This window comes from Allobosea sp. FG18 (assembly GCF_057809495.1).
Genome location: NZ_JBMDKB010000011.1, coordinates 35,267 through 55,948, shown reverse-complemented (window position 1 = coordinate 55,948; position 20,682 = coordinate 35,267). Strand labels below are relative to the sequence as shown.

18 protein-coding genes are annotated in these 20,682 nt (G+C 66.5%); 8 read left to right on the top strand and 10 right to left on the bottom strand.

The window, feature by feature from the left end; translation table 11 throughout:
- Positions 1-54: 54 nt before the first annotated feature.
- Positions 55-1,293 (bottom strand): aspartate kinase, encoded by a 1,239-nt coding sequence (locus tag ACODTJ_RS13820; protein WP_488849131.1) that lies wholly within the window; start codon positions 1,291-1,293, stop codon positions 55-57.
- A 133-nt stretch (positions 1,294-1,426) separates the two neighbouring features.
- Between ACODTJ_RS13820 and ubiG the strand changes: the two genes are divergently transcribed.
- Entirely contained in the window at positions 1,427-2,188 is a 762-nt protein-coding gene (gene ubiG / locus ACODTJ_RS13815) for a bifunctional 2-polyprenyl-6-hydroxyphenol methylase/3-demethylubiquinol 3-O-methyltransferase UbiG (protein ID WP_454657511.1), read from the top strand.
- Positions 2,189-2,269: 81 nt separating this feature from the next.
- Here the strand turns inward: ubiG and ACODTJ_RS13810 are convergent, their stop codons facing one another.
- Positions 2,270-2,725, bottom strand: coding sequence for a MarR family winged helix-turn-helix transcriptional regulator (locus ACODTJ_RS13810; RefSeq protein ID WP_454657510.1), 456 nt, complete (start codon positions 2,723-2,725; stop codon positions 2,270-2,272).
- Between the two features lie 68 nt (positions 2,726-2,793).
- Between ACODTJ_RS13810 and ACODTJ_RS13805 the strand changes: the two genes are divergently transcribed.
- Positions 2,794-3,726 carry a PLP-dependent cysteine synthase family protein gene (locus tag ACODTJ_RS13805; RefSeq protein WP_454657509.1) on the top strand — a complete coding sequence of 311 codons (933 nt, stop codon included), beginning with the start codon at positions 2,794-2,796 and terminating at the stop codon, positions 3,724-3,726.
- Positions 3,727-3,729: 3 nt separating this feature from the next.
- On the opposite strand, the gene ACODTJ_RS13800 is transcribed toward ACODTJ_RS13805, so the two are convergent.
- Positions 3,730-4,032, bottom strand: coding sequence for a hypothetical protein (locus ACODTJ_RS13800; RefSeq protein WP_454657508.1), 303 nt, complete (start codon positions 4,030-4,032; stop codon positions 3,730-3,732).
- Between the two features lie 200 nt (positions 4,033-4,232).
- On the opposite strand from ACODTJ_RS13800, the gene ccrA reads away from it, so the two are divergent.
- Positions 4,233-5,504: a crotonyl-CoA carboxylase/reductase gene (gene ccrA, locus ACODTJ_RS13795; RefSeq protein ID WP_454657507.1), complete on the top strand. Its 1,272-nt coding sequence runs from the start codon at positions 4,233-4,235 to the stop codon at positions 5,502-5,504.
- 188 nt (positions 5,505-5,692) lie between these two features.
- On the opposite strand, the gene ACODTJ_RS13790 is transcribed toward ccrA, so the two are convergent.
- Positions 5,693-7,198 carry a methyl-accepting chemotaxis protein gene (locus ACODTJ_RS13790; RefSeq protein ID WP_454657506.1) on the bottom strand — a complete coding sequence of 502 codons (1,506 nt, stop codon included), beginning with the start codon at positions 7,196-7,198 and terminating at the stop codon, positions 5,693-5,695.
- 251 nt (positions 7,199-7,449) lie between these two features.
- On the opposite strand from ACODTJ_RS13790, the gene ACODTJ_RS13785 reads away from it, so the two are divergent.
- From ACODTJ_RS13785 to ACODTJ_RS13770, 4 genes are all read left to right on the top strand, one after another.
- The gene (locus ACODTJ_RS13785; protein WP_454657505.1) at positions 7,450-8,109 is read left to right on the top strand and encodes a glutathione S-transferase family protein; all 660 of its coding nucleotides are present in this window, start codon (positions 7,450-7,452) and stop codon (positions 8,107-8,109) included.
- A gap of 102 nt (positions 8,110-8,211) precedes the next feature.
- On the top strand, positions 8,212-9,093 hold the full coding sequence (locus ACODTJ_RS13780; RefSeq protein ID WP_454657504.1) for a DMT family transporter: 882 nt from the start codon (positions 8,212-8,214) through the stop codon (positions 9,091-9,093).
- A gap of 80 nt (positions 9,094-9,173) precedes the next feature.
- On the top strand, positions 9,174-10,850 hold the full coding sequence (locus tag ACODTJ_RS13775) for an acyl-CoA dehydrogenase family protein (RefSeq protein ID WP_454657503.1): 1,677 nt from the start codon (positions 9,174-9,176) through the stop codon (positions 10,848-10,850).
- A gap of 102 nt (positions 10,851-10,952) precedes the next feature.
- On the top strand, positions 10,953-11,687 hold the full coding sequence (locus ACODTJ_RS13770; protein ID WP_454657502.1) for an SIMPL domain-containing protein: 735 nt from the start codon (positions 10,953-10,955) through the stop codon (positions 11,685-11,687).
- A 10-nt stretch (positions 11,688-11,697) separates the two neighbouring features.
- Here the strand turns inward: ACODTJ_RS13770 and ACODTJ_RS13765 are convergent, their stop codons facing one another.
- The 4 genes from ACODTJ_RS13765 to ACODTJ_RS13750 all read right to left on the bottom strand — a co-directional run bounded on the left by ACODTJ_RS13765 (position 11,698) and on the right by ACODTJ_RS13750 (position 17,719).
- Positions 11,698-12,603 carry a hypothetical protein gene (locus tag ACODTJ_RS13765; RefSeq protein WP_454657501.1) on the bottom strand — a complete coding sequence of 302 codons (906 nt, stop codon included), beginning with the start codon at positions 12,601-12,603 and terminating at the stop codon, positions 11,698-11,700.
- Positions 12,600-13,640, bottom strand: coding sequence for an aspartate carbamoyltransferase (locus ACODTJ_RS13760; protein WP_454657500.1), 1,041 nt, complete (start codon positions 13,638-13,640; stop codon positions 12,600-12,602). The genes ACODTJ_RS13765 and ACODTJ_RS13760 overlap by 4 nt, the downstream gene beginning before the upstream one ends.
- A 49-nt stretch (positions 13,641-13,689) precedes the next feature.
- Positions 13,690-15,633 carry a putative bifunctional diguanylate cyclase/phosphodiesterase gene (locus tag ACODTJ_RS13755; RefSeq protein ID WP_454657499.1) on the bottom strand — a complete coding sequence of 648 codons (1,944 nt, stop codon included), beginning with the start codon at positions 15,631-15,633 and terminating at the stop codon, positions 13,690-13,692.
- A gap of 130 nt (positions 15,634-15,763) precedes the next feature.
- Positions 15,764-17,719: a bifunctional 2',3'-cyclic-nucleotide 2'-phosphodiesterase/3'-nucleotidase gene (locus tag ACODTJ_RS13750; RefSeq protein ID WP_454657498.1), complete on the bottom strand. Its 1,956-nt coding sequence runs from the start codon at positions 17,717-17,719 to the stop codon at positions 15,764-15,766.
- Between the two features lie 113 nt (positions 17,720-17,832).
- Between ACODTJ_RS13750 and ACODTJ_RS13745 the strand changes: the two genes are divergently transcribed.
- On the top strand, positions 17,833-18,459 hold the full coding sequence (locus ACODTJ_RS13745; RefSeq protein ID WP_454657497.1) for a glutathione S-transferase family protein: 627 nt from the start codon (positions 17,833-17,835) through the stop codon (positions 18,457-18,459).
- A gap of 184 nt (positions 18,460-18,643) precedes the next feature.
- On the opposite strand, the gene ACODTJ_RS13740 is transcribed toward ACODTJ_RS13745, so the two are convergent.
- Both ACODTJ_RS13740 and ACODTJ_RS13735 read right to left on the bottom strand, forming a co-directional pair.
- Positions 18,644-19,501: an HTD2 family dehydratase gene (locus ACODTJ_RS13740; RefSeq protein WP_454657496.1), complete on the bottom strand. Its 858-nt coding sequence runs from the start codon at positions 19,499-19,501 to the stop codon at positions 18,644-18,646.
- Entirely contained in the window at positions 19,498-20,643 is a 1,146-nt protein-coding gene (locus ACODTJ_RS13735) for a CaiB/BaiF CoA transferase family protein (RefSeq protein WP_454657495.1), read from the bottom strand. The genes ACODTJ_RS13740 and ACODTJ_RS13735 overlap by 4 nt, the downstream gene beginning before the upstream one ends.
- Between the last annotated feature and the right edge of the window lie 39 nt (positions 20,644-20,682).

Genomic DNA, 20,682 nt, shown 5'->3' with positions numbered 1-20,682 from the left:
TCGCCACAAGGGCGAGCATGACGCTTCTGGAACGACGTCGAGGCTTATGCAGCCTCAGGCCGCGTCGAGCCCGTAGAGCGAGTGCAGCGTGCGCACCGCAAGCTCGGTATAGGCCGAGTCGATCAGCACCGAGAACTTGATCTCGGAGGTCGTGATCGCGCGGATGTTGATGCCCTTCTCGGCCAATGCCCGGAAGGCGCGCGCCGCGACGCCCGCATGCGAGCGCATGCCGACGCCGATCGCCGAGATCTTCACCACGTCGGTCGCACCCTGGATCTCCTGGTAGGAAATCGTGTCGTGCTTGCTCTCGAGCAGCGTTCTGGCGCGCTCGTAATCGGCCGTCGGCACGGTGAAGGTGATGTCGGTCGTCGCCTGGTCGTCCGAGACGACCTGGATGATCATGTCGACATTGATATTGGCATCGGCGAGGGGCCCGAAGATCGCCGCGGCGACGCCGGGCTTGTCGGCCACGCGGCGGAGGGTGATCTGGGCTTCGTCCCGGGAGAAGGCGATGCCGGTGACGATCTGCTGTTCCACGATGTCGTCCTCGTCGCAGATGAGGGTGCCAGGATTGGGGTTTTCGGTGTCGTCGAAGGAGGAGCGCACATAGGTCGGCACGCGCTGTGTCATGGCGATCTCGACCGAGCGCACCTGCAGGACCTTGGAGCCGAGCGAGGCCATTTCGAGCATCTCCTCAAAGGAGACCTTGTCCATGCGCCTGGCCTTGGGAACCACGCGCGGGTCGGTGGTGTAGACGCCGTCGACATCGGTATAGATGTCGCAGCGATCGGCCTTGAGGCCGGCGGCAAGCGCGACCGCGCTGGTGTCGGAGCCGCCGCGGCCGAGCGTGACGATACGATGCGTGCGCGGATTGACGCCCTGGAAGCCGGAGCAGACCGCGATCTCGCGGCTGCGGTCGAAGCCCGCGAGGATGCCGGCGCCATCGACACTCTCGATCCGGGCCGAGCCATGCGCGTCGGAGCCGTAGAGCGGGATCTGCCAGCCCTGCCAGGAGCGTGCCGGCAGGCCCATCTCCTGAAGGACGATGGCCATTAGGCCGGAGGTGACCTGCTCGCCCGAGGCGACGACGGTGTCGTATTCGGCCTGATCGAACATCGGGGCCGCTTCCTTGCACCAGCCGACGAGCTCGTTGGTCTTGCCCGACATCGCGGAGACTACGACCGCGACCTCGTGGCCGGCGTCGAACTCGCGTTTGACGTGGCGCGCCGCGTTCTTGATCCGCTCGACAGTGGCGACAGAGGTGCCGCCGAATTTCATCACCAGACGGGCCATGACGGTCTTTTCAATAGCTGTCCCCGGCGAGGCCGGGTCGAAAGGTCGCCCTCGCACTTGCAGCGGGGCGGGTGTAGATGACGGGCGACAGGCGCGGTGTCAATGCGGCATCGCATAAGCGAAGGACCGGTTCATGGCGGCTGCGACCCAGCGCACAGGCTCGACGATCGACCCGGCCGAGGTCGCCCGCTTCGATGCAATCGCCCGCGACTGGTGGGACCCGAAGGGTCCCATGGCCGTCCTGCACAAGTTCAACCCGGTCCGGCTGGGCTATGTCCGCGACGAGGCCTGCGCTCATTTTGGGCGGGATTCGAAGCGCATGCGGGCTCTCGACGGCCTGAGCCTGGTCGATATCGGCTGCGGCGGCGGCGTGCTCTCGGAACCGCTCGCGCGGCTTGGCGCCGAGGTCACCGGCCTCGATCCGGCCCCGACCAATATCGCGGTCGCGCGCGCCCATGCCGAGAAGAGCGGGCTTTCGATCGACTATCGCGAGGAGACGATCGAGGCGGTGGTCGAATCCGGCAAGCGTTTCGACATCGTGCTGGCCATGGAGGTCGTCGAGCATGTCGCCGATGTCGAGGCTTTCGTCGCAGCCTGCTGCGCGGCGGTGAAGCCCGATGGCCTGCTGGTGATGGCGACGCTCAACCGCACGCTGAAATCCTATGCGCTCGCGATCGTCGGTGCCGAATACGTGCTGCGCTGGCTGCCGAAGGGCACGCATGATTGGGAGAAGTTCGTGACGCCGGCCGAGCTCGGCGGCGCCATCGAGGGCAACGGCTTCACGATCGGCACGCAGACCGGCGTGGTCTTCAACCCGCTGACCGGCCGCTGGAGCGCTTCGCGCGACATGGACGTGAACTACATGCTCGCCGCCAGCCGCAGCGGCCGAGGGTAGGTTGCCTGACCGCCGATCGGAGTGATTTCGAGCGCGACGCTTGTCAGCAATGATCCAGCAAAAGCCCGACCAATCTGGCGCTCATTCCTTCTGCCCGCCCAGCTTCTCGCTCGCCGCGGTTATCCGTCCCAGAAGATCGGCCGGGAAGAGTTCCGCGATCCGGGCCTGGGCTTCTCGCCAGGTCGGCAAGGCGCCCTGAAGTCGCCGCAAGCCCTCTTCCGTCAGCCAGACGGCGCGCCGGCGCAGGTCCTTCTCCACTGTCGCGATCTCGATCAGTCCGTCGCGCTCCAGCCCTCTCAGGTTGCGCGATAGCGTCGAGGGATCGAGCCCGGCCCGTGCGGCCAGCGCCGCCATGCGGTCATCGGCGCTCGTCGCGATCTGGGCCATCAATCCGACCTGGGCGAGGCTGAGACCGCTGTCGCGCAAGGCTTCGTCATAAAGCAGCGTCACCCGGCGCGCAGCTTGGCGCAGGCTCAGGCCTGCGCAGCCGGCCGCCAGCGCCCGTAATTCCTCGCGAAATTCGCTTGTCTCTTTCATGGCGAATCTGAATTTACATGTAGATGCAATAATTGCATATACACCTAATTGCTATCAGGGGACCTGCCATGCCCATCGACATCCTGAGCCGTATCGGCGGCACCACGCTCTTGCCGCTGCGCCGGATCGTGCCGGTGAATGGCGCGCGCGTCCTGCTCAAGCTCGAGAGCGAAAACCCGACCGGCAGCATGAAGGACCGGATGGCGCTTGCGATGATCGAGGCGGCCGAGCGCGACGGGCGGCTCCAGCCGGGCGGCAGCGTCGTCGAGTATACCGGCGGCAGCACCGGCGTTTCGCTCGCGCAGGTCTGTGCGGTGAAGGGCTATCGCCTGCACATCGTCACCTCCGACGCCTTCGCCCGCGAGAAGCTGACCCATATGCGCCTGCTCGGGGCCGAGCTGACGATCATTCCAAGCGAATCCGGACGCATGACCGAAAAACTGACCAAGGACATGATCGAGGCAGCCCGCGTCACCGCGGCCGAGACGGGCGCCTTCTGGACCGACCAGATGCGCAACACCGACCAGCTCGCGGCTTATGACCGGCTGGCGGACGAAATCTGGGAGCAGACCGGCGGTCGCATCTGCGGCTTCGTGCAGAGTGTCGGCACGGCGGCGTCCTTGCGGGGGACGGGGGAGGCGCTGCTCCGGCGCGACCCCAAGATCGCCCTGATGGCGGTCGAGCCGGCCGAATCAGCCGTGCTCTCGGGCGGCCCGACCGGCGCGCACAAGATCGACGGCGTCGGCGCGGGCTATGTCGTGCCGCTCTGGCGCGCCGAGCTCGTCGATGCCATCGAGCCGGTTTCGACGGCCGAGGCGACGGCGATGGCATTGCGTCTCGCGCGGGAGGAGGGGTTGTTCGCGGGAACCTCGACCGGCGGCAATGTTGTTGCCGCTTTGCGGCTGGCCGAGCGCCTCGGCCCTAGCGCGACCGTCGTCACGCTGATGTGCGATACCGGGATGAAGTACCTGAACAGCTTCGCGGCCGCGCTCGCGCACTGATGCTCACGGCCGGATGACGGCCATCCCGATCAGCAGCAGCAGACCGGAGCCCGTCGCGATCGCTGCGCGCACGGCCTCGGCCGGAAAGCGCGTGGGAATGCCGTAGCGATGCCACAACCAGGCGCCGGCGAAGGCACCGACAAGCGCGATGCCGGCGTTGAACATCACGCCGAAACCGCCATCGTCGAGCAGCAGGTCGGCGAGCCAGCCGATCAAAAGGGCGCTGAGCCAGATCATCGCCATGACGATGATCGCGGACAGCATGGACATATCGGGCAGGCCGACGAGCTTCAGCAGACCGGGCATCGCTTCTCCTCGGTGCCGCACGGAAGGCCAGCGTTGCAGCAAACGATGAAGAAAGCGCAAGCGCCGGAAAGAAAGTGTTTTGCGCTGCGGTGTGATTCCTTAGGTTAATGGCGCAGCGCAACATATGGTGCATGATCGGCGTCCCAGTCCGATGCTGAGCTCCGGGCCGGGCAACGACGGAAGAGAGCAGGGAGACGACCATGTCGAAGTCGCAGGCCGCCGTGAAGCCGCTCAAGGATCTCTACGAGCTCGACGAATTGCCGCCGCTCGGTCATGTCCCGGAGAAGATGTATGCATGGGCGATCCGGCGCGAGCGCCACGGGGCGCCGCAGGAGAGCTTCCAGGTCGAGGTCGTGCCGACATGGTCGATCGGCGAGGAGGAAGTGCTACTTCTCGTGATGGCTGGCGGCGTCAACTATAACGGCATCTGGGCCGGCCTCGGCCAGCCGATCTCGCCCTTCGATGTTCACAAGGCGCCCTTCCATGTCGCCGGTTCCGATGCTGCGGGCATCGTCTGGGCCGTCGGCTCCAAGGTGAAGCGCTGGAAGGTCGGCGACGAGGTCATCGTCCATTGCAACCAGGACGACGGCGACGACGAGGAGTGCAATGGCGGCGATCCGATGTTCTCGGCCACCCAGCGCATCTGGGGTTACGAGACGCCGGATGGCTCCTTCGCCCAGTTCTGCCGGGTGCAGTCGCGCCAGCTCATGCACAAGCCGAAGCACCTCGCCTGGGAGGAGGCCGCCTGCTACACGCTGACGCTGGCCACCGCTTATCGCATGCTGTTCGGCCACGCCCCGCACACCATCAAGCCCGGCGACAACGTGCTCGTCTGGGGCGCCTCGGGCGGCCTCGGCGTCTTCGGCGTGCAGCTCTGCGCGGCCTCCGGCGCCAATGCCATCGGCGTGATCTCGGACGAGACCAAGCGCGACTACGTGCTCGGCCTCGGCGCCAAGGGCGTCATCAACCGCAAGGATTTCAACTGCTGGGGCCAGATGCCCAAGGTCAACTCGCCCGAATACAATGAATGGACCAAGGAGGCCCGCAAGTTCGGCAAGGCGATCTGGGACATCACCGGCAAGAAGGATGTCGACATCGTCTTCGAGCATCCGGGCGAGGCGACCTTCCCGGTCTCCTGCCTCGTCGCCAAGCGCGGCGGCATGGTGGTGTTCTGCGCGGGCACCTCGGGCTTCAACATCACCTTCGACGCCCGCTATGTCTGGATGCGGCAGAAGCGCGTCCAGGGCTCGCATTTCGCCCATCTCAAGCAGGCCAGTGCCGCCAACCAGTTCGTCATCGACCGCCGCATCGACCCCTGCATGTCCGAGGTCTTCCCGTGGGACAAGATCCCCTTCGCCCATCACAAGATGTGGAAGAACGAGCATGCGCCGGGCAACATGTCGGTGCTGGTCTATGCGCCGCGCACGGGCCTCAGGACCTATGAGGATGTCGCCGAGGCGCTGGCCGGCTGAGACCTCGTGAGCACGACGTTGTTCCAGCCGTCGTCATGCTCGCCCTTGTGGCGAGCATCCACGTCTTGAACACCGCAGGGGCCGAAAGAAGACGTGGATGGTCGGGACAAGCCCGACCATGACGAAGAAGCCCCGTGTCTATGGGGGCGGGATTGATACCGCAGGCTGCTCCGGTATGACAGCGCGGCTCAGGCGGCCCGCTCGCCGGCATTCACCGCTTCCATGCGGTGCAGGAAAGCGTCGACCGACGTGGTCAGCGATCCCGCCACTTCGGCCATGATCTCGGCCGCCTGCCGGGCCTTCTCGATCTCGGTCTTGGTCTCGCCCACGGCGTTGTAGGCCTGTTCGACGCGCTCGGTCGCCTGACGGCTATGATCAGCGGCGGAATCGATGTTGCTCGACATCGCGGCGGTCGATGCCCGCTGCTCCTCGACCGCGGAAACGATGGCATGCGTGACGTCATGGACGTCGAGCACGGCCTGCCGGATCGCCTCGATCGACCGCGTCACATTGGCGGCCGATGCGCCGATCGCGCCGATCCGGGTGATGATTTCGTTGCTCGCCTCAGTCGTCTGCGCGGCCAGGCCCTTGACCTCGGCGGCGACGACGGAGAAGCCGCGCCCGGCCTCGCCGGCACGCGCCGCCTCGATTGTCGCGTTCAGGGCGAGCAGGTTGGTGCGCCCGGCGATCGCCTGGATCATCTCGACGATTCCGGCGATGCCCTGCATCAGCGTGGAAAGCTGTGCGATGTCGGCCATCGCCGTCGCGCTGACCGAGACGGTGTCGCTGATCACCGCGCCGGCGCGATAGGTCCGCTCGCCGATCAGGGCGATCGCGTCGTTGAGATGGCCGGTGCTGGCGGCGATGGCATCAATCTCGCCGGTCGCGCTCGTCGCCGCATTCCGGGCGGCTCCGGCCTGGCTCGCCGTCGTTTCCGCCGTGCCGGAGAGCGAGGCAGCACTGGCGGCGATGCCCTGTGTCTCGCGTCGGACGATCGTCTGAAAGCCGGCCATCGACTGGCGGAAGGTCGCCACGATCTCCATCAACTCGTCGTGCCGGCGGCTCGTTTCGTCGCGCTCCGCCAGGGCGTTCTGCTGGAGTTCGGCACGCTCCCGGCTGCTTTCGATCGCGGCATTGCGGCCGCGCACCGCCTCGGTCAATGTCGCGCCATAGGCCGTGACGTGGCGGGTCATGAACACGAGGTAGAGAGCGAGCAGGATGGCGGCCGTCGCGGCCGTGCCGACGGAAAACTGGGCGAAGGCCAGGACGGTGGTTGCGGCGAGCGTGAGGCCGTAAGTCAGGGCTGCGCGCGGCACGACAACGAACCGGGTCATGCCGCTGGCGATCATGCCGGTGATGACGAGGCCGATCGCGATGTTTTCCCGCGGATCGGCAGTTTCTCCCGCGACCCAGGGCAGCGCGCCCCAGATCAGCCCGAGTATCGGCGCGCGCAGATGCACGATCCGCATCGGCCAGGGTGAACGCTCGTGAAGCCGGGTGCGCCAGGCGGCAATGTCGAGGCCCATCGATAATGAATAGGCCAGCGTCACCCCAACCCAGCCGACCAGAGCAGGCACGCGATCGGGCCGCCACAGCATGGCTGCTACGGCAACCACGGCTGCAAAGTTCAGGATCGCGGAGGCGAACGCGTTGCGCGCGAAGGTAACGAAGCCTTCGTGCTCGCTGTTCAGCAACTCTGCGCTGGCGGTGGGAAAAGGATGAGAAGCGTGCGGCATCGTGAAGATTTTCGGTCGCAAACGACATTGCCCACAGTGCATTGAGGATTGGTTGACGAAGCGGAAAGGAAAGCGTCGTTTTTTGTTAAGGATTGCGGCTGACCGCGTTGGTCCGCTCCCGGAGGCGTCGGGTCGGAGTGATAACTGATTGCAATTTGCAATCAGTTTGCCTATGCAGGGAGCAGCCAAGGCCCGTGCAGGAGGCTCCCGTGTCGCTCACGCTCTACGCCCATCCGTTCTCGTCGTATTGTCAGAAGGTCATCGTGGCGCTCTACGAGAACGCGACGCCCTTCACCTCCCGCCAGCTCAGCCTGGATGATCCCGAGGCGGGCGTTGAGTGGGCCAAGCTCTGGCCGATGAAGCACATGCCGGTGCTTGTCGATGGCGAGACGCCCGTCGTCGAGTCGAGCATCATCATCGAGCATCTCGGCCTGTTTCATCCGGGGCCGGTCCAGCTGGTGCCGGCCGACGCGAAACAGGCGCTCGGCGTGCGGATGATGGACCGCTTCTTCGACAACTACGTGATGACGCCGATGCAGGCGATCGTCTTCGATCATCTGCGTCCGGCCGATGCCCGCGATCCCTTCGGCGTCGCCAGGGCGCGCGCGAAGCTGGACGACGCCTATCGCTGGCTGGACGGCACGCTCGCCGGGCGGCACTGGGCCAGCGGCGATGCTTTCAGCCTGGCCGATTGCGCGGCGGCGCCCTCGCTGTTCTATGCCGACTGGGTCCATGAGATCGACGCCGCCTTCGGCAATCTTCGCGCCTACCGGGCCCGGCTGCTGGCGCGGCCGTCCTTCGCGCGCGCCGTCGAGGAGGCGAGGCCCTTCCGCAAGCTGTTCCCGCCGGGGGCGCCCGACCGCGATTGAGGCTGACATCGACGATGGAAGCATGGGGCTGGCGCGCCGGCGCTCTGTCGGCGGCGGCCGATCGGCGCTAGAGACGGTGAGGTCCGGCGGTTTCAGGTGCCAATGTCTTCGCCTCTTATTCTGCGCGCGATCCCGCTGCTCTTCACCTTCCTCTGGTCCACGGGCTGGGTCGTCGCCGGCTATTCGGCCCGTCATGCCGATGCCCTGACCTTCCTCGTCGTGCGCTTCTCCAGCGCCGCCGCGCTGTTGACCCTGATCGCGCTCGCGACCGGGGCGCCCTGGCCGCGCGGCCGCCGTGCCGTCATCGACGTCGCGATCACCGGCATCCTGCTGCACGGCATCTATCTCGCCGGCGTCTGGTGGGCGGTGCGCCATGGACTGCCGGCCGGCATCTCCGGCTTGATCGCCGGCTTGCAGCCGATCCTGACCGCACTCTTCGCGCCGGCTCTCGTCGGCGAGCGCGTTTCGGGCCTACGCTGGCTCGGCATCGCCTGCGGCTTTCTCGGCATCGCACTGGTGTTGGAGCCGCAGCTTGCCAATGTCGAGCCGGCGGCACTCTGGGGCATCGCCGTGCCGATGCTGATCAATATCGGCGGCATGTTCGCGGTGACCTTCGGCTCGTTCTACCAGAAGGCGCGCGTCGTCTCCGGCGACCTGCGCACGATCACCGCGATCCAGTATGTCGCGGCCTGCCTCGTCGTCCTGCCCTTCGCCGTCGCCTTCGAGCCGATGCGGATCGACTGGAACCTGACCATGCTGCTTGTGCTGGCCTGGTCGGTGATCGTGCTCTCGATCGGCAGCATCTGGCTCTATCTGTTCATGCTCCGGCGCGGCGAGGTCTCGCGCATCGTCACCTTCCTCTATCTCGTCCCGGCGCTCGTCGCGGTCGAGGCCTGGCTGCTCTTCGGGGAGACGCTGACCCCGCTTCAGATCGGCGGCATGGCCGTGACGATTCTCGGCGTCGTTCTCGCCAGCCGCAAATAGGCTTCTCCCCAAAAAGGAGGGTTTCGATTTCCCGCGATCTCCCTTTATGCTGCGTCGCAACAAAGGGAGGGTCGAAGACCATGAACGCCAATACGGCCGCAAAGGCTGAGAATCGGGCGAATGCGATCGCATTGATCGCAGCGGCGCTCCCCGGCTTCGAGACCCTGTTCCGGGAAGCCGTTGCCGCGGTGCGGCAGAAGGTGCTCGTCGACGGCCGGATTTCCTCCGCCCGGCTGGAGGCCGAGCAGCACGCCGCTCATGGCCTGTCCTGGCTTGCGACCTATGTCACGGCCCTTCGCGAGCTCAAGGCCTATGGCGAGCGCCTCGAGGCGGAAGGCCGCTACGGCGCCGTCGAGGATTATGCGCTGCGCATCGGTGCCGGCGAATACGCAGCCCAGATTTTCGGCGGCATTCCGATGAGCCAGGGCGAGATCCTCAGGCTGCCGGCGCTCGGCCTCTCGCAGAAGGCCGTGGCGGCCGCCTGCTCGGATGCCGTCGATGCCCTGATCGCAGACGGCAACACGCCGGAAAACCGCGCCCGCTTCGTCGCGCTCTTCAGCCAGGACCAGGGCGCCGCCAGCATCGGCGATACCGGTCTCGACGAGACGTTGGAGGCGATCCGCTCGGAGATGCGCCGCTTCTGCGCCGTCGAGGTGACGCCGCACGCCCATGAATGGCATCTGGAGAACGAGTACATCCCGATGCCGGTGGTCGAGAAGATGGCCGAGCTCGGCGTCTTCGGTCTGACCATTCCCGAGGAGTTCGGCGGCATGGGCCTGTCGAAGGTCTCGATGTGCGTCGTCTCGGAGGAGCTGTCGCGCGGCTATATCGGCGTCGGCTCGCTCGGCACCCGTTCGGAGATCGCGGCCGAGCTGATCCTCTGCGGCGGCACGCCCGAGCAGAAGGAGAAGTGGCTGCCGAAGATCGCTTCCGGCGAGGTTCTGCCGACGGCGGTTTTCACCGAGCCCAATACCGGCTCCGACCTCGCCTCGCTGCGCACCAAGGCCGTGAAGGAAGGCGATGTCTGGAAGGTCAGCGGCAACAAGACCTGGATCACCCATCCCGTCCGCGCCGACATCATGACGCTACTGGTGCGCACCGATCCCTCGGAGCCCGGCTACAAGGGCCTGTCGATGCTGATCGCCGAGAAGCCGCGCGGCAGCGATGCCGATCCGTTCCCGGTCGCAGGGCTCACCGGCAGCGAGATCGAGGTGCTCGGCTATCGCGGCATGAAGGAATACGAACTCGCCTTCGACGGCTTCGAGGTGAAGGGCGAAAACCTGCTCGGCGGCGTGCCCGGCCAGGGTTTCAAGCAGCTCATGCAGACCTTCGAAGCGGCCCGCATCCAGACCGCGGCGCGCGCCATCGGCGTGGCGCAATCGGCCTTCGATCTCGGCTTGCGTTATGCGCAGGAACGCATCCAGTTCGGCAAGCCGCTGATCGCCTTCCCGCGCGTTGCCGACAAGCTCGCGATGATGGCGGCGGAGATCCTGATCGCGCGTCAGCTCACCTATTTCGCCGCCCGCGAGAAGGACGCCGACCGGCGCTGCGACCTTGAAGCGGGCATGGCCAAGCTGCTCGGCGCCCGTGTGGCCTGGGCGGCGGCCGACAATGCCCTGCAGATCCATGGCGGCAACGGCTTCGCGCTGGAATATCCGGTGAGCCGCGTGCTCTGCGACGCCCGCATCCTCAACATCTTCGAGGGCGCGGCCGAAATCCAGGCACAGGTCATCGCAAGGCGGTTGGTCGAGGAGTAGCAAGGCGCGGCGGCCTGTCGCGCCGCATCGTGATAATTTCGCCAAGATGTCCCGGCTCGGATGCGACGCCGGCCGATGGAGGCCGGGTCAACAGGAGACATCATGTCGAATCGCCTTGCCTTTGCTCTGGCCGGAACCGTGCTCGTCGGCGCGGCGGCCTTGCTGTCCGTCCCCGCTGCAGCCCAGCAAAGCCCGTCTCAGCCCAGCCCGCGCATCAGCGTGACCGGGGAGGGCGAGGTGAATGTCGCGCCGGATATGGCGATCCTGAACCTCACCGTCCTGCGCGAGGCCGAGACCGCGCGCGTCGCGCTCACCGCCAATAACGACGCGATGAAGCAGGTGCTGGCCGCGCTCAAGGAATCCGGCGTCGCCGAGCGCGATCTCCAGACCTCGGGCCTCAGCATCCAGCCGCGCTATGCGCAGCCGGGCAAGGACCGCAGCGGCGAGCCGAAGATCGCGGGCTACAGCGTCAGCAACGCGCTGACCGTCCGGGTCCGCAACCTTGCTGATGCCGGTGGCATCCTCGACAAGGCGGTCGGGCTCGGCGTCAACCAGGGCGGTGGTATCGCCTTCGTCAAGGACGACATGAAGCCGACCCTGACCGAGGCGCGCAAGCGCGCGGTCGCCGATGCGGTGGCGCGGGCCAAGACCCTGGCCGAAGCGGCCGACGTCAAGCTCGGCAAGATCCTCTCGATCGAGGAGCAGTCGATCATGGCGCGCCCGATGCCCTATGGCGGCGCCGTGCGCATGGCCGCCAGCGATGCCGCCGTGCCGCTGGCCAGCGGCGAGAACACCTACCGGACGCAGGTCAACGTGATCTTCGAGATCGCGCCCTGAAAACCTGAACTCAAGCGCGTCCGGCCTGTTCCGGGCGCGGCTTCGCAGCCGCCGAAACCGGCAGGCTGGTGATGATGACGCCGCAGAGCACCCAGAGCCCCGGCAGCAGAAGCTCTGCCGGCGGTAGCTCTGCCAGCAAAAGATAGGCCGCGAGCGTGATCAGTGGCACGCGCAGCGTGTCGGCGCTGCAGAGTTGTAGCGGCGAAGCGTGGCGCGAGGCATTGGCGAGCGCCGCCTGCGAGACGAAGCCGCCGACGATGAGCGCGAGCACAGCGCCGCCGATGACAGCGAACTCGGGCAGCGCGAAGGCCAGCCGATAGGGCTGCCGCGGCGGCGACCACTGTTCCGGTACGAAGAACCAGAGCAGCAGATAGAGCGGCAGTTGGATGGCGTGCATCAGCAGCACGATGGACAAGGTGCTGCGCTGCGCCGCCAGTCGGGCCAGCATGAGATTGGTTGTGGTCAGCATCGCGACGGCGCCGATGGCGATGGCGAGGTCACGGCTGGGGACGGCGTCCAGCCTGAACACCAGGAGCCCGATTCCGGTCGCGAGCACGGCAAGGCCGACCGTTGCACCGATACCCGGCCGGCGGCGCAGGGTCAGGAAGAGTAGTAGCGCGGCGAAGAGCGGGCCCGAGAACTCGATCGTGGTCACCAGCGCGAGCGGCAGATGCGCCAGGCTCCAGATCAGCGCGAGCGAGCCGGCGAGGTGCAGGACGCTGCGGACGACATCCTCGCGCAGCTTCGGGGGAATGATGGCGCGGCGCTGCTCGGCCTCGCCCGCCCAGACGGCAGCGCCGGCGATGGCGAGGCTGCCGACCGAGCGCAGAAGGCCGATCTCGATGACGGTGAGATAACCGGAGAGCAGGCGGATCGAGAGGGCGATCGCGAGATAGGACGCGAGATAGGCGCTCATCCACCCGAGGAAGATCGGAAAGCCTCGGCCTGCCCCGTCCAGGGAATGCCCAGCAACATGCGCTCCAGGATGGCCATTCGCATCGGCACGGAGAGCTGGACCTGACGGAAATAGCCTGCGTTCGGGAGGCTGTCGCATGAGGTGTCGAGCTCCGAGAAGCGCGGAAGAGGGTTGAGGATCAACGTGTCTGAACGGGCGTCGAGAACCTTGCGGGCAGTCAGGGTGAAGGGTTCGCTCTCTTTTTCCTTGTCCACGGCCTCGTTGCCGAGGGAGGCATGGGCGAATTTGCTCATGTCCTGCATCTGGATGCTGAGCACGTCGTGGTCGAGCGTATGGCGGATGTCGTGGACGAGGCCGACCTGTGAGCCGAGATCGGCGAGGACAGTCATCGCCTCGCGCATCGCCGGGTTGATCGGCGTATCCGGCAGGCAGCACAGCGTGAATCGTTTCGGCGGGGAGAGGCGCAGCATCTTCACGAAGGAGATCGCGAAGCGCGCGCGCGAGTCGCTCGACAGCGCGATGCTGAGATTCTCGATCGCACCGCGCATCTGTCGGATCGCGAAGATGTCGACGAGGGCCTGGGTCGGATGCTCGTCGGCGCCGTTGCCGGCATTGATCACCGGCAGGTAGCTCAGGCGCCCGACGCGATAGGGCATGTCCTCCAGATGCGAGCGTACGATGAGCAGGTCGCTGTAGAGCTCGACGGTATGGATATGGTCCTCGATCGACTCGCCGGTCGCGGTGCCCATGCGGCTGCGATCGGTGTCGTAGGCGTCGATCGACTGGTGGCCGAGCCGCGCAGCCGCCGTCTGGAAGCCGAGGCGCGTGCGCGTGCTGCGCTGGTCGAACAGGGTGGCGATCACCTTCGGGCGGCGGCGCGGGGCGGGCGGCTGCTCGGGCAGGGGCAGGCCGGCCTTCTCCAGTTCTTCCTCATGCAGATGCCGCTCGGCGCGTTCGATGATGTCGTCGAGGTCGAAGCGCGACACGGCATCGGCGCTCAGCAGGTCCTTTCCGCTCGGATAGTTCGGGCGTTGCATCAGCTGCCTCTGGCCTCCGGCTCGCGCGGTCGTCTGCGTCCGGGGCGTATCAGGCAACCTGACTGAAGCGGCCCGGTTTGCGCGAGCCGGAGCGCGAGCGCGCCGACCCCATCCGCCCCGTGGGAACACGGTTGCCGATCATGGGCAGCAAATCGGCCGCTGTCATCGGCCGGGCGAAGATATAGCCCTGAATGCCGTGGACGGCGTGCTTTTCGATGACGGTGAGCTGCTCCTGCGTCTCCACGCCCTCGACGATCAGGCGCAGCTTCAGGTCATGCGCGAGCTGGGCGATCGCGTTCATCAGCGAATCCGCCTTGCGCGAGGTGCCGATCTCCTGGGTGAAGGCCTGGTCGATCTTGATCGTGTCGATCGGCAGATGCGCGAGATAGCTGAGCGAGGAATAGCCGGTGCCGAAATCGTCGAGCGCGATCCGCACCCCGAGCGCACGCAGCGCCACGAGCCGGGAGACGACATGGTCGGGATCGTCGATCAGCGAGCTCTCGGTGATCTCGATCGTCAGGCGCTGGGGCTCGATGCCGCTCATCCGCAGCAAGGCCTCGACGACGCCGACGATGTCATGGCCATGGTCGAACTGGCGGGCCGAGACATTGACGCTGACGCCGACGCTGCGTGGCCAGGACAGGGCCGACCGGATCGCCTCGCCCAGCACCCAGGAGCCCAGCACCGTGATGAGTCCGGTCCGTTCGGCCAACGGGATGAAGATTTCGGGGCTGACCATGCCGCGGCGCGGGTGGCGCCAGCGCAGCAGTGCCTCCGCCATGGTCGCGGTGCCGGAGCGCGGGTTGTAGATCGGCTGGAAATGCAGCTCAAACTCGCCGCGGCGGATCGCGTCGCGCAGCTCGGTTTCGAGCGCCACGCCGTCTTCATGCTCGTTGCGGATCGCGTCGGTATACATGACGAAGCGATTCCTCCCGTCGAGCTTGGCTCGGTAGAGGGCGATGTCGACACATTTCAGGGCCTCGTCGATCGAGGCGGCGCAGCCGGCGGGCGCGATGCCCATGCTGGCGGTGGCGGTGATGTGGCGCCCGCCGATGACGCGCTGGCCGGCGAGCATCATGATGAGCCGGGCGGCAAGCGCACTCGCGCCCTCGGCATCGCGCGAAGTCGCGACCATGAACTCGTCGCCGCCGGTGCGCGCCGCGATGTCGCCGACGCCGAGCTCGGCGAGCAGCGTCTCGCTGAAGCCCTGCAGCAGCGCGTCGCCGATATCATGGCCGAGGCTGTCATTGATGCTCTTGAAGCGGTCGATATCGATCGAGATCAGCGTGACCGGGCGGCCGGATGCCGCCATCTGCCGGATCTCGCGCATGAAGCCGCGACGGTTGTAGAGGCTGGTGATCGTGTCGTTGATCGCGAGGTGCTCGAGCTCCCGCATCGTGCGCAGCCGGGCGAGGAAGATCTTGTGGATCATCTGGGCGCTGGAGAAGGTCAGGACGGTGGTGAGCAGGACCGAAAGGCCGATCACCAGATAGGCGGGGTCGCGCGTCCAGAGCAGCGCCAGTGTGAACGGCGTCGCCGCAGCCAGCACCTGCACGCGGGTGATCACCGGCCGCGAGCTGTTGCGCCCGGAGATGCCGGCGAGATAGCCGATCGTCTGGGCGATCGCGAGAGCGGCGACGGGCTCGTAGGTGTAGCGCAGGATGGCATAGCAGCCATAGGCCGAGATCAGGCTGGCGGTCGACCAGGCACCGGCCATGGCGAGGTTTTCCAGCCTACCGATCTGGCTTTCGGTGGCCGTGGCGAGTTGGATGCCCTTGTAGTAGCGATGCGACAGATAGCGGAACACGCCGATGGCGACCATGACCGCCGCCATGGCGTGGAAGGCGATGTCGCCGCCGGTCAGCAATGCGCTCGCCACCATCACCGCCGCGACCGTGACGGTGCCGATGAAGATCGTTCCGGGCGTGGCATAGAGCGCTGCCACCAGCTCCGATTTCATCGCGCTGTCGGTCTCGTGAACGTCGACGATCATCAGGCGTTCCGTCGCTATGTCTGCTTGTCGTTTGGCCTACCCGCTATTCTCGCTAAAAATCTATTAAAGAACTGTATGTCGCTTTGGCGGTTTCGCCGACAAATCATCAATCGTGGCGGATATCGGGAGCTCAGCCGCGCAGCCGGTACTTGGCGAAACCTTCCGGCCCGTCTCCGGCCGGCTCCGCCTTCAGTCCTTCGGGCAGTTTGCCTGCCGCCGTGGGCGAGGTCAGGAAGGTCGCATGGACGCCGGCGGGCAGGGGCGCGAGCGACCAGTTGCCGTCGGCCTTCGGATCGATCGTCTTCTTGCCGAGGATATGGCGCACGATGACGTCGCGGTTGAGATCGGGGGCCTCCAGCACCACCGTCGTCCGCGTGCCCGGGAAGTTGCCGCCGCCGGAAGCGCGGTAATTATTGGTGACGATGAGGAATTCCGTCTTCTCGTCGATCGGCTCGCCGGCAAAGGCGAGATCGAGAATGCGGTGTGCGTCCGGTGCGACGAGCTTGCCGTCATTGTCGTAGCGCGAGGCCTGCGTGACATCGATCCGATAGGTTACGCCGTCGATCACGTCGAAATTGAAGGCGGGGAAGGCGGGGTTGATCAGCGACTGCTCGTCGCTCTTTGCAGGGTCGATGCGGTTGAAGATGCCGGCAGAGCGCTCCAGCCACTCCCTCACGTCGGATCCGCTCACTTTCACGATCTGAACCGTATTCGGGTAGAGATAGATATCTGCGATGTTCTTCAGCGCCAGCGGCCCGGCGGGAATGTCGGTGTAGAAGGAGGGGCCCGAGCGCCCGCCCGACTTGAACGGCGCCGCCGCCGAGAGGATCGGCAGGTTCTTCCAGCGCGTCTGCGCCATCAGCGGCTTGGCATAGGCGATCTGCGCCTCGGCGACGATCTGGATGGAAGGATCGTCCGCCACCAGTGCGAAATAGGAGTTGATCGGCGCGGCCGTGCTGCCCACCGGCTCGCGCATGTAGGTCAGCGTCGCCTCGTGGTCTGCCTTGACCGCGGCCAGGACGGCCGGCTCCGCGGCCGCTTTCGGTACGATCTTGCGGTCGGGCGTGCGCTCGTAGATCGGCTTCGCCTCGACCCTGAAATCGGCGATCTTCCAGCGCTCGCCACGCTTCTCCAGCTCGAGGTCGATGATGCCGAGATGCGAGCCCCAGAAGCCGGGCTGGCAGGCCGGCTTGCCGTTGAGTGAGCCCTTGACGTTGTCGACGCCGGCAATGCCGTCGAAGGACTTGCCGCCGGGAAAGACCAGATGCTGATGCCCGGTCAGGATGACGTCGATGTCCTCGACCTTCGAGAGGTGGAGCGCCGCATTCTCCTCCATGCCGCGCCGCGTGCCGCCCGCGATGCCGGAATGGCAGAGGGCGATGACGAGGTCGGGCTGGGCGTCGCGCAGGCCGGGCATGTGCTTATCGGCGGCATCGACGATATCGGTCGCGATGAGCTTGCCGTCGAGATGGCCCTTGTCCCATTGCATGATCTGCGGCGGCACGAAGCCGATCACCCCGATCTTGAGCACATGCCGGTTGCCGGCTTCGTCCTCGAAGCTCTGCTCGAACAGGCGCCAGGGATCGACCAGCGAATAGCCTCCGATGCGCTCGACATTGGCGCAGACCATCGGGAAATCGGCCTTGGCGAGGCCGTGGTCGAGAAACTCCAGCCCGTAATTGAACTCATGGTTGCCGATCGTGCCGCAGAGATAGGGCAGGGCGTTCATCGCTGCGAGCATCGGATGGGTGTCGCCGGCCTTGAGCCCCTTCTTGTAGGCGATGTAGTCGCCGAGCGAGGAGCCTTGCAGGAAATCGCCGTTGTCGAAGAGCAGGCTGTTCTTCGCATCCGCTTGCGCCGCCTTGATCAGGCTCGCGGTCTTGGCGAGGCCGACCGTGTCGTCCGGACCGTCGCGGAAATAGTCGTAAGGCATGATGTTGACGTGGAGATCGGTGGTCTCCAGCACGCGCAGCTTCAACATCGTTGGGGTTTGCGCGGCGGCCGTCCCGGCCAAGGCGGCACAGGCGGTGATCGCGGCTCCGGCCTTGAGCGTCTCGCGACGGTTGAGACGATGATCCCTTACCATGCCCGGCTCCCACTATCCTTGCCGGGACAGGACGTTAGCATTGCGGCGCGGCCGTGACACTGGGAAGATGGCCGGCTCGCGCGGCATTCGAAAGATGGTGAACGGAAACCGTGATGATCCTGATCGGCCAATATGATTCGCCCTTCGTCCGCCGCGTCGGCATCACGCTCGCACTCTATCGCCTGCCTTTCGAGCACCGGCCCTGGTCCGTCTTCGCCGATGGCGAGAAGGTCCGCGCCTTCAATCCGTTGATGCGGGTGCCGACGCTGGTGCTCGACGACGACGAAGTGCTGTTCGACAGCGCGGGCATGATCGATGCGCTCGACGATCTCGCCGGGCCGGAGCGCGCGCTCTGCCCGCGTAGCGGTCTGCTGCGGCGTCAGACGCTGTCCGCCGTCGCGCTCGCGATGGGCGCAGCGGAAAAGGCGGTCAGCCTGTTCTATGAATTGCGCCTGCACGAGCAGGTCTCAGCCGTCTTGGCGGAGCGTTGCCGCGGCCAGATCCTCTCGGCGCTCGCCGCGCTCGAGCGCGACCGCGCCGGCCGCACGACGCCCTATTGGTTCGGCGAGACGCCCGGCCATGCCGATATCGCGGCAGCGGTGGCGTTGCGCTTCATCGCCGAGGCGCATCCGGGACTGGTCGATGCCGCTGCCATACCGGCCCTTGCGGCCCATGCCGCAGGATTGGAGGCGCTGCCGGTCTTTGCCGAGATATCGCAGCCCTTCGTCGCGCCTGCTTGAGGCGTCGAGCCAATGGTCGAGCCCACCTTTGTCATTCCGGGGCGCGCCGCAGGCGCGAACCCGGAACCCACGCCTGGGGGAGACATTCGATGCGCGGTCAGTTGCGGCTCACCCGGTCGTGGGTTCCGGGTTCTTCGCTGCGCGAAACCCCGGAATGACAAAGGGGGGCAAGTCAGCAGGAAGATTAATCAGCCGGGCGGTGGAAGCCTTCCATGCGCACGCGCCCGTCCACACCCTCGGTCCAGCCCTTGACGCTGCCATCGGCCAGCCGTTTCGCCTTCACCCGGAAGACGTCGCCGGCGATCAGCGGGCTCAAGCCCCGATAGTCGAGCCGGATCGGCGCGCCGTCCGTCAGCGTCGCGATGATGTTGGCGATCAGCGTCGCCTGGATCGGCCCGTGCACGACGAGCCCGGCATAGCCCTCGATCCCCGTCGCATAGGGGGCGTCGTAGTGGATGCGATGGCCATTGAAGGTCAGGGCCGAGTAGCGGAACAGCAGTAGGGGGCTGCCCTCGACCTCCCAGACGAGATCGGCCGGCTCGCCATCGGATGCCGGGCCAGACGCTCCGGTAGGAGAGGCGCCGGGCTGCGCCGCCTCGCGATAGACGATGTCGTGTCGCTCGCGCAGGGCCACGCCGCGCTCGGTCACGTAGTCATGATGGACGGCGACGAAGCAGAGCGGGCCGCTGCGCCCCTCCTTGTAGGCGATGTCGCCGATCCGGGAGCGCCGGATGACATGGTCGCCTTCGCGCAGCGGCGCCAGCGTCTCGATCCGCCCGCCAGCCCACATCCGCCGCGGTAGCGGCACCGGCGGCAGGAACTCGCCCTTGGCGGCATGGCCGTCCGGCCCGCAGGCGTCGATATCCGAGATCGGCGGCGCCAGGCACCAATGCAGCGCCAGTGGCGCCTCGCCCGAACCATGAGCCGCGAGATGGCGGCCGAAGGTGGCCGTGAAGCTCTGTACCAGCCGCGGCGTGACGATGTCCTGCGCTTCCTCGGTCCTGCCGGTCCAAGTGGCGAGCCGGGCGATGTCGATGCTCATGACGGGCTTTCCTCGGTCTGGCGGGCGAATTCGGCGCGCAGTGCCGCATCGTGCTGGCCCAGCGCCGGCACCGGCCGCATCGCGACCCGCTTCCCATTGACGACCGCCGAAGGCGCCAGCACTTCGACCGACCCATTCGGCGTCGGCACGGGCAGGGCGGTTGCGGCGGGATGGTCGATCAATCCGCCGACGCTGGAGACCGTACCGTAGGCGATCGCATGCCGATCGAGCGCCGCAGTGACATCGGCGAAGCGCCGCCCGCCGAGCCGCGTCTGCACCTCACCATCGAGCAGGGCACGCTCCTTCACCCGCAGCACATTGGAGGCGAAGCGCGGATTATCGGCCAGTTCCGGGCTTTCCAGCACCTCGCGGGCGAAGACCTGCCATTCCCGCTCGCTCTGGATCGAGACCAGCACCTCGCCGTCGGCGAGCGAGAACACGCCATAGGGTGCGATCGAGGGATGGGCGAGCCCGACGCGCGCCGGCTCTATGCCGCCATAGCGGCGCGTCAGATAGGGCACGTTCATCAGCTCGGCGAGCGTGTCGAACAGCGACAGCGCAATCGCCGAGCCCGCGCCTGTCCGCGCTCGTTTCAGCAGCGCTTCGAGAATCGCGGCATAGGCCGCCTGTCCGGTCGCGATATCGGCGATCGAGACGCCGATGCGCGAGGGGCCGGAATCGGCGGTGCCGGTGATGGCGGACAAGCCCGATTCCGCCTGGATCAGCAGGTCATAGGCCTTGCGCCGCTCATGCGGCGTGCCCGGCGCATAGCCGGAGATATCGCAGGTGATGAGGCGGGGATGACGCTGCCCGAGCGTAGCGCTGCCGAGCCCGAGCCGCTCAGTGGCACCGGGCGCCAGGTTCTGGATGAAGATATCGGCCGACGCGATCATCGCCTCGACCAGCGCGAGATCGTCAGGCTGGCGCAGGTCTACCCGGCAGGATTCCTTGCCCCGGTTGATCCAGACGAAATAGGAGGACTGGCCCTTGGCGAAGCCGTCATAGCCGCGCGCGAAATCGCCCTCCGGCCGCTCCAGCTTGATGACGCGCGCACCGGCATCGGCGAGTTTGCAGCTCGCGACCGGCGCGGCCACCGCCTGCTCCAGCGCGACCACGACGATACCTTCCAGCGCATTCGACATCAGTATTCCCCAGACAGTCGAGAGAGGAAGAGCGCCCCG